Source organism: Phenylobacterium sp. (genome assembly GCF_036563385.1).
Lineage (GTDB): Bacteria > Pseudomonadota > Alphaproteobacteria > Caulobacterales > Caulobacteraceae > Phenylobacterium.
Genome location: NZ_DATCML010000010.1, coordinates 1 through 10,634, shown reverse-complemented (window position 1 = coordinate 10,634; position 10,634 = coordinate 1). Strand labels below are relative to the sequence as shown.

Here is a 10,634-nt window from a genome sequence, read left to right as displayed (position 1 = left end):
GAGATGATCATGCCCGGCGACAACGCCGAGCTGGACGTCGAGCTGATCACGCCGATCGCCATGGACCAGGGCCTGCGCTTCGCCATCCGCGAAGGCGGCCGGACCGTCGGCGCCGGCGTGGTGGCCAAGATCATCGAGTAGCCCTTAGCTACACGAGCGACACGAGAGAGGCCGTCGGGGCGACCCGACGGCCTTATTCTTTGGCCAAACGCCCCCGCGGCGAAGCCCGGTCGACGCACCACACGGACAACGGCAGGAAGCGTGGCCGTGCGGCTCCGCCGGCCCGTCGTGTGGCTCCGAAGGCTCGTGACCCGCTACGTGGAGGTCGCGCGCGCCGGTTGCGTCGTGAGGCCGCGCCTCGCGTCCAAGGTGCAGCGGCCCCAAAGGAAAACAGACACTTACCCATTCGACATAACGGCGAAATTCCCGTTGCCGGGCTCCGAGTCCGGGCGCACAGTTGACCGGTCCGAACGGGGACAGGACGTGTGCCAGGGGAACGACGCATGCGCGTATCAGGGAGTTTGGCGGCCATGGCTTCGGCGATGGCCCTTGTGGGGTGCGGCGAAGGCGCGACGAGCAGCGCCCAGGCCTCCGGCGGCGAGGCGCAGGGCCAGAAGGTGGTCGCCATCGGGTGCCCCAAGGCGCCGCAGCCGGATTGCGTGACGGTGACCTCGGGCGGCAAGGCCTATGACGTCACCGGGGCGGGGATCGACCTCTCGCGCGGGGTCGCGGTGGCGGTGACCGGCATGGCGGCGGGCGAGGTGACAGCCTGCGGGCCCAAGCTCACCGACGTCAAGGTCGAGTACCAGGGCCTGCAGTGCGCGGCGCCGGCGCCGCCCGCCACCGGGCGCTAGCGGTCGAGGTTGTCGGTCTGATCGGCGTCTGACTGGTTCGGCGCGGGCGCGCCCGGCAGGGGCGCGCCCGTGGCTGGATCGGTCATGGTCTTGGCGTTCTGCGTCGAGCCTTCGGAGCCGTCCGGCTCCTGGGACGGCCGCGGCGGGCTGCCGGGCTTCATCTCGTCGTCGCGATTGTACTGCTTCTCAAGATCCTGGCCGGCCATGCTCGCCTCGGGACTGGGGTGCGTCGTGTGGCATCCGGAACGGCCGGGACGGCCCTTCGATCCCGCCTTGCCCGGCGCAGACCCGCCTGCTAGATGAGCCGGCTCCGGCGATGAGCCGAACGCGCCGGACGGCCTGCCGCTTTCCGGCGCGCTCTTCATTGACGGAGCGCCGGGCCGAAATTGGGCTGGTCGTAGGAGTGTAGCTCAGCTGGTAGAGCATCGGTCTCCAAAACCGAGGGCCGGGGGTTCGAGTCCCTCCACTCCTGCCACCCTATATATGTCCAAGCGCAATGAACCGGGGCCGGCCGACGCCGCCCCCAACCGACGAGTTTGAAGACGCCGCCATGGCCAGGAAACCGGGCTCGACCCCGCAAGCGATGAAGAACCGCGCCGCCAAGACGGCTGCGGTCATGAGCGCGCCGGCGGCCGTCGCCCAGCCGCCCAAGAAGAAGACCAGCCCCGGCCAGTTCCTGAGGGAAGTGCGCGCCGAGGCCCGCAAGATCACCTGGACGAGCCGCAAGGAAACCTGGATCACCTCGGTCATGGTGGCGATCATGGTCGCCCTGGCCGCCGTGTTCTTCTGGGTCGCGGACAATGCCATCCGCTTCCTGCTGTCCCTCGTCCTCCGTCTGGCGAACGCCGGGTAAAGAAATGTCCGAAGCCGCAACGCAAGCTAACCCGCGCCACAAGTGGTACATCGTCCACGCCTACTCGAACTTCGAGAAGAAGGTGGCGGAGTCGATCAAGGAACAGGCTCACGCCCAGGGCCTCGACGAGAACTTCTCCGAAATCCTGGTGCCCACCGAGGACGTGGTGGAGATCCGCCGCGGCCGTAAGGTCAACTCTGAGCGCAAGTTCTTCCCCGGCTACGTGCTGGTGAAGATGGAGATGACCGACGAGGCCTATCACCTGATCAAGAACACCCCGAAGGTGACCGGTTTCCTGGGCTCCGGGTCCAAGCCGATCCCGGTGTCGGAGAAGGAAGTGGCCCGCATCATCGGCGCCATCGAAGAGGGCGTGGAGCGGCCGAAGCCGACCGTCACCTTCGAGATCGGCGAGCAGGTGCGCGTCACCGACGGTCCGTTCGCCAGCTTCAACGGCTCGGTGGAACAGGTCGATGAGGAGCGCGCCCGCCTGCGGGTCACGGTGTCCATCTTCGGCCGCGCCACCCCGGTGGAGCTCGAATACGGCCAGGTCGAAAAGATCGCCTAGGTTCTCGAAGAACCACGGAACACACGGAAGACACGGAAGGGCGGTCCTGCGGGGCCGCCCTTTCTTTTTGGGCTATGCGACGGTGAGCCCGGTCGTTCTGGTCCACGAACGACACGAACCACACGAACGGGGTCCCAGGCGGCGCGGATCGGTCGCGTTCGTGTGGTTCGTGGACAATATTGCGGCTCCGCCGCGCCGGAGGCCGGCCGCCGTTCCTGCATGTCCGTGTATTTCCGTGGTTCTTCCAGCGCCGCGGTTGTTTCCGGGTGGGGTTGCTGGTACATGCGCGCGCTTCGCCGGGATGCTGGCGAGTTCAAATCCGTGGGAGGGGGTGGCCAACGCGACCCCGCAACGACCACGGCTCAATCCGGCCGGGCTTCCCGGCCATGAGGAGCAAAGATGGCCAAGAAGATTCTGGGCTACATCAAGCTGCAGGTGCCCGCGGGCTCCGCCACCCCGTCGCCGCCCATCGGGCCGGCGCTCGGCCAGCGCGGCGTCAACATCATGGGCTTCTGCAAGGAGTTCAACGCCCGCACCGAGAAGGAACAGAAGGGCACGCCCCTGCCGACCGTGATCACGGTCTATCAGGACAAGTCCTTCACCTTCGTCACGAAGACCCCGCCGGCGACCTACTACATCAAGCAGGCCGCGGGCATTAAGTCCGGCGCGAAGACCACCGGCCGCGAGACGGTCGGCAAGATCACCCGCACCCAGCTGCGCGAGATCGCCGAGAAGAAGATGAAGGACCTCAACGCCAACGACGTCGAGGCCGCCGCCCGCATCATCGAGGGCTCCGCCCGCTCGATGGGCCTGCAGATCGTGGAGGCCTAAGAGATGGCGAAGCAACCGAAGCGCACCCAGAAGTGGACCGGCGACCGCACGGCCGCCCACGGGGTCGAAGACGCCGTCAAGCTGGTGAAGGCCAACGCCAACGCCAAGTTCGACGAGACCATCGAGATCGCCGTGAACCTGGGCGTCGACCCGCGTCACGCCGACCAGCAGGTCCGCGGCGTGGTCAGCTTGCCGTCCGGCACCGGCCGTGACGTCCGCGTGGCCGTGATCGCCAAGGAAGCCAAGGCCGCCGAGGCCCAGGCCGCCGGGGCCGACGTGGTCGGCGCCGAAGACCTGGTGGAGCGCATCCAAGGCGGCTTCATGGACTTCGACCGCGTGATCGCGACCCCCGACATGATGGCCCTGGTGGGCCGCCTCGGTAAGGTGCTGGGCCCGCGCGGCCTGATGCCGAACCCGCGTGTCGGCACCGTGACCCCGAACGTCGCCCAGGCCGTCAAGGACGCCAAGGGCGGCGCGATCGAGTTCCGCACCGAGAAGACCGGCATCATCCACGCCGGCATCGGCAAGGCCTCGTTCACGGAAGACCAGCTGCTGGCCAACGTGCGGGCCCTGGTGGACGCGCTGAACCGCGCCAAGCCGTCGGGCGCCAAGGGCACCTACATCAAGAAGATCAGCCTCTCCTCGACGATGGGGCCGGGCTTCAAGGTGGACGCGGGCTCGCTGGGCGCCTAGGCGCCGGCGACCTGAGAGAGACCAAGGGAAGGGCGCGGGCCGCGAGGTCCGCGCCCTTTTCGTTTGTGGCGGCTCGCCCAAGCGCGGCCGTTCGCGCTACGCTGTTCTGCGAAGCAGCAGGGGAGGGTGGTGCGATGTGGCGTGCGTTCCTGGCGGTCGTGGCCGCGCTGGCCCTGGGAGTTCCGGCGGCCAAGGCCGAGCGGTTCGAGTTCGTGGCCCTGGGCGACACCGCCTACAACCTGCCGCGCGACCTGCCGGTCTATGACGCCCTGATCCAGACCATCAACCGGGCGAGGCCGGCCTTCTCGATCCATGTGGGAGACACATGGGGCGCGGAGCCGTGCACCGAGGCCAACCACAGCTATGTGCTGGCCCAGTTCGCCAAGTTCGACCATCCGGTGGTCTACACCCCGGGGGACAACGAGTGGGTGGACTGCCGGCGGCCCGACGTGCTGGAGGCCTACCATCGCTACACCGCAGGCAAGGCGACGCCGCAGGATCTCGCCCTGCTGCTGCCGCTGCGGGCGTTCGACGGCGCGTGGTCGGCGGCCGGTTTCGCCGACCCGCTGGGCAGCCTGAGGACGATCCGCCAGACCTACTTCGGCAAGCCGCAGAGCCTGGGCGGCCGCGCCATGCCCCTGGTGCGCCAGACCGACGTCATGCCGGACACCCAGACGGCGGAGAACACCCGCTGGGAGAGGGGCGGCGTGGTCTTCGCCACGATCAGCGTGCCGGGCTCCGGCAACGGGGTGACGCTGAACGACGAGGTCCGCCTGCGCGAGGCGGTGGCCCGCAACCGCGCCAACGTGGCGTGGATCAAGGCCGCTTTCGCCGAGGCCAGGGCGAAGAACGCCAAGGCGGTGGTCCTGGCCCTGCAGGCCGGGCTCTTCGTGGAGGGCGAGGGCGGCGACTTCACCGGCAAGGCCGTGCGCGGCGGGAGCGACGGCCCGTTCTACTGGACGGTGTTCGCCATCCGCGACGAGGCGGCGAAGTTCGGCAAGCCCGTGCTGCTGATCAACGGCGACTACCACGACCTGGTGATCGACCGCCCGTTCATGGTCAGCCAAGGCGAGGCCAAGCCGCCGCTCTACGCCAACATCACCCGCCTGCAGGTCTACGGGGCGCCCGAGCTGAAGGCGGTGCGGGTGAAGGTCGACACGGACACCCCCTGGGTGTTCGGCTTCGAGCCGCTCTACTGAGATGGGCGTGGAGCTGGAGCCGTGCGGGCCCGAGCGGCGGGAAGTCGTGGCCAACCTCTTCCAGTTCTACGTCCATGACTTCGCGGACTTCTGGATCAGCCGGCAGGCCGACTTCCAGGAGGACGGCCGCTTCGGCCGCTATCCGCCGCTGGACGCCTTCTGGGACGAGCCCGGCGGGGAGGCCTTGCTGATCCGCGCCGATGGCCGGCCAGCAGGCTTTGTGCTGATCAACCGCGAGGGCCACTCGGGCCTGCCGTGCGATTTCAACATGGGCGAGTTCTTCGTCGGGCGGCCCTACCGCCGCGGCGGCGTGGGCCGGGCGGCGGCGCTGGCGGCGATGCGGGCGCGGCCGGGTCTCTGGGAGATCGCCGTCGCGAGGCGCAACCTGCCCGCCCAGGCCTTCTGGCTGCAGGTGGCCGCCGCCGCCGCCTCCGGCCCGATCGAGGCGCTGGATCGCGACGATGCGCGCTGGAACGGTCCCGTCCTGCGCCTGACCGTGGCAGGGTGAGGCCATGGAACTGAAGACCACCCGATACGAGGTCCTGGAGGACGGGGTCGCCCTCGTCACCCTCTCGCGCCCGAAGCGGCGCAACGCCTGGACCGGGCGGATGCACACCGAGTACCGCTGGATCCTGGCGCAGGCCGACGCCGACCCCGTGGTGCGCGCGATCGTCGTCACCGGCGATCCTGAGGGCCAGGCGTTCTGCGCCGGCGCCGACCTGCAGGCGCTCGAGGGCCATTCCGAGAAGGGCGGCTACGATCCGGGCACGCCGCAGGACATCGCCACGCCGGGCTACGGCGTCGATCCGGCCTTCGACGCGGCCTTCGCCTACCACTTCGGGGTCGGCAAGCCGATCCTGGCGGCGATCAACGGCGCGGCGGCCGGCGTCGGCCTGGTGCTGGCCGCCTTCGCGGACCTGCGGTTCTGCGCGCCCGGCGCGAAGTTCACGGCGGCCCACGGACGCTTCAATTTTCCGGCGGAGTTCGGGCTGTCCTGGTTGCTGCCGAGGATCGTCGGCCTGACGCATGCCAACGACATTCTGCTGTCCTCGCGGGTGTTCACGGCCGAGGAGGCCATGGCGATGGGGTTCCTGAACCGCATCGTCGCGCCCGAGCGGCTGATGGACGAGGCGGTGGCCTACGCCCGAACCCTCGCCCGATCGGTCGCGCCCGGCTCGGCCCGGGAAACCAAGCGGCAGATCTACCGCGACCTGCACCGCGACGCGGCGAGCTCGGTGCGCGCGGCGGAGGCCCTGCTCGAGGCGATGGTCCGCGAGCCCGACTACAAGGAAGGCGTGAAGGCCTGGACCGAGAAGCGGCCGCCTGCCTGGCGCGGCTGACGTGCGGCGCGAACCGGGCGGTTGAGTTCGCGAGGGCTTTCCTGTATGAGCCGCGCCTTCACGTCGGTCCCTCCGGGGAACGGCGAGGGCAGGGGCCTTCCTGAGACCCCTGGGCCTGTCAGAGAACTGCGGGGAGCCAGGGGTCGCCTGGCGCCATAACGCGGAGGAGAGCCCTCCTTCGGCCGCCGGGAGACGGGAAGATGATAGTCCGCGACCGAGCCCTCCGGGCTGCGGCGTGCGGCTGCGGCTTCTCTCACTCGACAGGTAGCTTACCGGCTCGCGCATCCCGCGCGGGTCGAACCTGAGTATGGAGACCGCAATGGACCGCGCTCAAAAGCAGGAAGCCATCGAGTCGCTGAAGAGCGATTTCGCGGCTGCCGGCGCCGTGGTCGTGACCCACTACATGGGTCTGACCGTTGCGGAAATGACCGATCTGCGGGGCCGTCTGCGCGAGCAGGGCGCCCAGCTGAAGGTGGTCAAGAACACCCTGGCCCAGAAGGCTCTGGACGGTGCGATCGGCGAAGCGGGCGACAGCCTCTTCAAGGGTCCCGTCGCCATCGCCTTCGCGCCGGATCCGGTGTCGGCCGCCAAGGTCGCGACCCAGTACGCCAAGGACAACGACAAGTTCTCCGTCGTTGGCGGCTTCATGGGTGAACAGGTGCTGGACAAGGCTGCGGTGACCGCGCTCGCGACCCTGCCGTCCCTCGACCAGCTCCGCGCCAAGCTCATCGGCCTCATCCAGGCTCCGGCGACCAAGGTCGCGGGCGTCCTGCAGGCGCCGGCGGGTCAGCTGGCGCGCGTCTTCAACGCGTACGCGACCAAAGACGCCGCCTGATCGTCATCTTCCCGACAACCCCTATCAATCTAAGGACCAACTGAAATGGCCGACCTGCAAAAGCTCGTGGACGACCTGTCCGCCCTGACCGTCATGGAAGCCGCTGAGCTCTCCAAGCTGCTCGAAGAAAAGTGGGGCGTGTCCGCCGCCGCTCCGGTGGCCGTGGCCGCCGCTCCGGGCGCGGGTGGCGCGGCTCCGGCCGAAGCCGCTGAAGAGCAAACCGAGTTCACCGTTGTTCTGACCGGCGGCGGCGACAAGAAGATCAACGTGATCAAGGAAGTCCGCGCTGTCCGTCCGGACCTCGGTCTGAAGGAAGCCAAGGACCTCGTCGAAGGCGCTCCGCAGAACGTGAAGGAAAACGTTTCCAAGCAGGAAGCGGAAGAGATCAAGAAGAAGCTCGAAGAAGCCGGCGCCTCCGTCCAGGTGAAGTAAGCCTGGCGGCGTCAGCAGACGCTTCCAAAGATCGAGGGCCGGGGGGCGACCCCCGGCCCTTTTTCTATGCCCGCATGGCCATGCTACGCTCCGGCCCATGATCGAACCCGCCGCCCTGGTCAGCGCCTTCGTGCACGGGATCGCGGTGGGGCTCACCCTCGTCGTCATGGTGGGCGTCCTGCGCAGCGGCCTCGGCCGGCACGTCAAGATCGCGGCCACGCTGTTCAGCCTCAGCGTCGCCTCCTGGCTGATCAATGAGTCGTTGGACCTGTGGCAGGCGCTGGGCACGCCCTGGCCGGTCTATGTGCTCGCCTGCGGGGTGGCGGGGCTCTTCTGGCTGTTCGTGCTGGTGGTGTTCGCCGACCTCAAGGTCACCCCGCTAACGCTGGCGCCGGCGGCGCTGATGCTGGTCTCGGGCGTGGTGATGAAGGCGGCGCCTGCCTGGCTCGATCCGATCTGGATCGCCCGCAACCTGTTCGCCGGCCTGCTGGCCCTGCATGCCGCCAGCGTCATCTGGCGCGGCTGGTCGGGCGACCTGGTGGAGGGGCGGCGGCGCTTCCGCGGCCTGTTGCTGGGCCTGGCCTGTCTGTTCGTCGTGCTGGAGGTGGGCGTCTCGTTCGGCTACCGCCTCACCCGCGACCACGCCTGGCTGGAGCTGGCGGTCGGCCACACCGGCGGCGGTCTGCCGGTGGCGCTGCTGGCCATGTCCCTGGCCGCCCTGATGCTGCGGCCGGATCCTGCGGTGTTCGGCGCGCCCCGCCGCCTCGAGCCGGGGGCGGACCCCAGGGCTGAGGCGGCCGACCGGCTGGCGCTGGAACGGCTCGACGCCTTGATGCGGCAGGAGGCCTGGCGGCGCGAAGGGCTGACGATCGGCGACCTGGCCCGCGACCTCGGACTGCCCGAGCACCGGTTGCGCCGGCTGATCAATGGGCGGCTCGGGCACCGCAACTTCGCGGACTTCCTCAACGCGCATCGCATCGAAGCGGCCAAGCGGCGGCTGGCCGATCCCGCGGAGGCCCGCACCACCGTGGCGGCCATCGCCTTCGACCTCGGCTACGGATCGCTCGGGCCCTTCAATCGCGCCTTCCGCGCCGCGACCGGCGCGACCCCCACGGCGTGGCGACGCAATTCTCTCGGCGCGGCCTCGCCCGAACTGAAAGAAGCCGTCTGATTCCGAAATCGGCGAGGTTCGTCCGACCCCGGCGAGACGCCGGCCGGTTCCCACCGCTCTCCTTCGTGGCGCCAACACGAGGAGACCGTCATGGACGCCATACTGTCAGAGGTCGGACGCATCTGGTGGCGCGAGCTCGAGCCGACCCTAACGCGCTATGCCGTCTTCACGGTGGGCGTCTGGCTCCTTCTGTGGGTGCTGCTGAGCCCGTGGTTGAAGGCGCGGAAGATCCGCGCCGAGAGCCCGCCGGCCCGGCAGATGGCCACCGAGCTTTTCTTCTCCCTGCGTTCCATGGCGATCTTCGCCACGGTGGGCGTGCTGATGGCCTTCATGTATCGCGCGGGCGCCTATCCCCTGACCCACGTGGCCGACGGTTGGGGTCCGGCGTGGTTCGCCATGTCGCTGGTGGCGGGGATCGTCGGCCTCGACGCCTGGTTCTACTGGTCGCACCGCGTCATGCACCATCCGCGATGGTTCCGGCGCTTCCATCGCCGCCACCATCGCAGCCACAATCCCTCGCCGTTCACCGCCTACAGCTTCGACGTCGGCGAGGCGCTGGTCCTGATCGGGTTCGTGGTGGTCTGGCCGATGGTCTTCCCCATGCCGTCCAGAGCCATGCAGTGGGTGATGCTCTACCAGATCGTCACCAACACCCTGCTGCACTCGGGCTATGAACTGATGCCGGCGCGCCGAGACGGCCGGCCGATGCTGGACTTCATCGTCACCACCACGCACCACGACCTGCACCACGCCCAGGCCGGCTGGAACTACGCCGCCTGGTTCACCTGGTGGGACCGCTGGATGGGCACCGAACACCCCGAGTACCGGGCCCGCTTCGCCCGGGTGGCCTGGCGTCCGTTCGGGAATGCGCCGGCCCCGATCGCGGCCGAATAAGCGTCACTACAAGCGGTAGGAAAAAAACCTAGCGCTACCGCAACGGGTGGGAACTTCCAAAGCGGCTGTCTGGTTTGGGGCCTGCGCGACCAGCGTAGACTATCGGAAGCTAGCACTACCCGGGACTATCTCCGGGACTGACCAGAAGGCGGCGTCGGGATCTCCACCCGGCGCCGCCAACTCGTCTGGGCTCAGGGGCTTCCGATCTCCGGGCGAAGAGGGTGAGAAAAGTGCGGAGAAGGGGGCTTCCCTTCCGGCGCGAAAAAGCCTATCTTCGCCTCTTCGCGAAATTTCCGACTCCGATACGCGGCTTTTCGCGCGTCTACGCTCCGAGGCATGGCCAGCCGCCCTCCGGCCATGCGAGGGAGCGCCCCTGACGACACAGGGGCTTCCAGCGTCCGGCTCCCCACAGGGAGCACGAGGGTGGACGCAGGATACTAAAGCTCGACGGTGCGAGTCCGTTCCCGCCCGTCCTCAAGGGATCAAAATGGCGCAGTCCTTCACCGGTAAGAAGCGGATCCGGAAATCTTTCGGCCGCATCCCTGAAGCCGTGCAGATGCCGAACCTCATCGAGGTTCAGCGCTCGTCGTACGAGCAGTTCCTGCAGCGCGAAGTGCGTCCGGCCGAGCGCCGCGACGAGGGCGTGGAGGCGGTCTTCAAGTCCGTCTTCCCGATCAAGGACTTCAACGAGCGCGCGGTGCTCGAGTACGTCTCCTACGAGTTCGAGGAGCCGAAGTACGACGTCGAGGAATGCGTCCAGCGCGACATGACCTATGCCGCGCCGCTGAAGGTCAAGCTGCGGCTGATCGTGTTCGAGACGGACGAAGAGACCGGCGCCCGCTCCGTGAAGGACATCAAGGAGCAGGACGTCTACATGGGCGACATCCCGCTCATGACGGAGAAGGGCACCTTCATCGTCAACGGGACCCAGCGCGTCATCGTCTCCCAGATGCACCGCTCGCCGGGC

General features: G+C 68.4%; 14 protein-coding genes, 1 tRNA gene and 1 pseudogene. 15 read left to right on the top strand and 1 reads right to left on the bottom strand.

Annotated features, from left to right (window positions below; all coding sequences use genetic code 11):
• On the top strand, positions 1 to 141 hold a 141-nt coding region (locus VIL67_RS08165), incomplete at its 5' end, for an EF-Tu C-terminal domain-related protein (protein ID WP_473964806.1).
• A gap of 389 nt (positions 142 to 530) precedes the next feature.
• Complete coding sequence (locus VIL67_RS08160) at positions 531 to 854, top strand: hypothetical protein (RefSeq protein WP_332048379.1); 324 nt, start codon at positions 531 to 533, stop codon at positions 852 to 854.
• On the opposite strand, the gene VIL67_RS08155 is transcribed toward VIL67_RS08160, so the two are convergent.
• Positions 851 to 1,060 carry a hypothetical protein gene (locus tag VIL67_RS08155; RefSeq protein WP_332048378.1) on the bottom strand — a complete coding sequence of 70 codons (210 nt, stop codon included), beginning with the start codon at positions 1,058 to 1,060 and terminating at the stop codon, positions 851 to 853. The two genes, VIL67_RS08160 and VIL67_RS08155, sit on opposite strands and share 4 nt — an antisense overlap.
• A gap of 193 nt (positions 1,061 to 1,253) precedes the next feature.
• On the opposite strand from VIL67_RS08155, the gene VIL67_RS08150 reads away from it, so the two are divergent.
• The 13 genes and pseudogenes from VIL67_RS08150 to VIL67_RS08090 all read left to right on the top strand — a co-directional run.
• Positions 1,254 to 1,329: transfer RNA gene (locus tag VIL67_RS08150), tRNA-Trp, on the top strand.
• A gap of 75 nt (positions 1,330 to 1,404) precedes the next feature.
• Positions 1,405 to 1,707 carry a preprotein translocase subunit SecE gene (gene secE, locus VIL67_RS08145; protein ID WP_332048377.1) on the top strand — a complete coding sequence of 101 codons (303 nt, stop codon included), beginning with the start codon at positions 1,405 to 1,407 and terminating at the stop codon, positions 1,705 to 1,707.
• A gap of 4 nt (positions 1,708 to 1,711) precedes the next feature.
• Positions 1,712 to 2,272 carry a transcription termination/antitermination protein NusG gene (gene nusG / locus VIL67_RS08140; protein WP_332048376.1) on the top strand — a complete coding sequence of 187 codons (561 nt, stop codon included), beginning with the start codon at positions 1,712 to 1,714 and terminating at the stop codon, positions 2,270 to 2,272.
• Positions 2,273 to 2,671: 399 nt separating this feature from the next.
• Complete coding sequence (gene rplK / locus VIL67_RS08135; RefSeq protein WP_332048375.1) at positions 2,672 to 3,103, top strand: 50S ribosomal protein L11; 432 nt, start codon at positions 2,672 to 2,674, stop codon at positions 3,101 to 3,103.
• 3 nt (positions 3,104 to 3,106) lie between these two features.
• Complete coding sequence (rplA, locus tag VIL67_RS08130) at positions 3,107 to 3,796, top strand: 50S ribosomal protein L1 (protein WP_332048374.1); 690 nt, start codon at positions 3,107 to 3,109, stop codon at positions 3,794 to 3,796.
• 134 nt (positions 3,797 to 3,930) lie between these two features.
• Complete coding sequence (locus VIL67_RS08125) at positions 3,931 to 4,995, top strand: hypothetical protein (RefSeq protein WP_332048373.1); 1,065 nt, start codon at positions 3,931 to 3,933, stop codon at positions 4,993 to 4,995.
• A 7-nt stretch (positions 4,996 to 5,002) separates the two neighbouring features.
• Positions 5,003 to 5,503: a GNAT family N-acetyltransferase gene (locus VIL67_RS08120; RefSeq protein WP_332048372.1), complete on the top strand. Its 501-nt coding sequence runs from the start codon at positions 5,003 to 5,005 to the stop codon at positions 5,501 to 5,503.
• Positions 5,504 to 5,507: 4 nt separating this feature from the next.
• The gene (locus VIL67_RS08115) at positions 5,508 to 6,335 is read left to right on the top strand and encodes an enoyl-CoA hydratase-related protein (RefSeq protein ID WP_332048371.1); all 828 of its coding nucleotides are present in this window, start codon (positions 5,508 to 5,510) and stop codon (positions 6,333 to 6,335) included.
• A 319-nt stretch (positions 6,336 to 6,654) separates the two neighbouring features.
• Entirely contained in the window at positions 6,655 to 7,170 is a 516-nt protein-coding gene (gene rplJ, locus VIL67_RS08110) for a 50S ribosomal protein L10 (RefSeq protein WP_332048370.1), read from the top strand.
• A gap of 45 nt (positions 7,171 to 7,215) precedes the next feature.
• Positions 7,216 to 7,602 (top strand): 50S ribosomal protein L7/L12, encoded by a 387-nt coding sequence (rplL, locus tag VIL67_RS08105; RefSeq protein WP_332048369.1) that lies wholly within the window; start codon positions 7,216 to 7,218, stop codon positions 7,600 to 7,602.
• Between the two features lie 97 nt (positions 7,603 to 7,699).
• Positions 7,700 to 8,773 carry a helix-turn-helix domain-containing protein gene (locus VIL67_RS08100; RefSeq protein WP_332048368.1) on the top strand — a complete coding sequence of 358 codons (1,074 nt, stop codon included), beginning with the start codon at positions 7,700 to 7,702 and terminating at the stop codon, positions 8,771 to 8,773.
• A 90-nt stretch (positions 8,774 to 8,863) separates the two neighbouring features.
• The gene (locus VIL67_RS08095; protein WP_332048367.1) at positions 8,864 to 9,667 is read left to right on the top strand and encodes a sterol desaturase family protein; all 804 of its coding nucleotides are present in this window, start codon (positions 8,864 to 8,866) and stop codon (positions 9,665 to 9,667) included.
• 487 nt (positions 9,668 to 10,154) lie between these two features.
• Positions 10,155 to 10,634 (top strand): annotated as a pseudogene (locus tag VIL67_RS08090) (DNA-directed RNA polymerase subunit beta); the annotation flags it as partial.

What these genes read in the sequence shown, in the direction of transcription:
- VIL67_RS08160 (WP_332048379.1), top strand. Translation starts at nt 531, where the DNA reads ATGGCTTCGGCGATGGCCCTTGTGGGGTGCGGCGAAGGCGCGACGAGC.
- VIL67_RS08155 (WP_332048378.1), bottom strand. Translation starts at nt 1,060, where the DNA reads ATGGCCGGCCAGGATCTTGAGAAGCAGTACAATCGCGACGACGAGATG.
- secE (WP_332048377.1), top strand. Translation starts at nt 1,405, where the DNA reads ATGGCCAGGAAACCGGGCTCGACCCCGCAAGCGATGAAGAACCGCGCC.
- nusG (WP_332048376.1), top strand. Translation starts at nt 1,712, where the DNA reads ATGTCCGAAGCCGCAACGCAAGCTAACCCGCGCCACAAGTGGTACATC.
- rplK (WP_332048375.1), top strand. Translation starts at nt 2,672, where the DNA reads ATGGCCAAGAAGATTCTGGGCTACATCAAGCTGCAGGTGCCCGCGGGC.
- rplA (WP_332048374.1), top strand. Translation starts at nt 3,107, where the DNA reads ATGGCGAAGCAACCGAAGCGCACCCAGAAGTGGACCGGCGACCGCACG.
- VIL67_RS08125 (WP_332048373.1), top strand. Translation starts at nt 3,931, where the DNA reads ATGTGGCGTGCGTTCCTGGCGGTCGTGGCCGCGCTGGCCCTGGGAGTT.
- VIL67_RS08115 (WP_332048371.1), top strand. Translation starts at nt 5,508, where the DNA reads ATGGAACTGAAGACCACCCGATACGAGGTCCTGGAGGACGGGGTCGCC.
- rplJ (WP_332048370.1), top strand. Translation starts at nt 6,655, where the DNA reads ATGGACCGCGCTCAAAAGCAGGAAGCCATCGAGTCGCTGAAGAGCGAT.
- rplL (WP_332048369.1), top strand. Translation starts at nt 7,216, where the DNA reads ATGGCCGACCTGCAAAAGCTCGTGGACGACCTGTCCGCCCTGACCGTC.
- VIL67_RS08100 (WP_332048368.1), top strand. Translation starts at nt 7,700, where the DNA reads ATGATCGAACCCGCCGCCCTGGTCAGCGCCTTCGTGCACGGGATCGCG.
- VIL67_RS08095 (WP_332048367.1), top strand. Translation starts at nt 8,864, where the DNA reads ATGGACGCCATACTGTCAGAGGTCGGACGCATCTGGTGGCGCGAGCTC.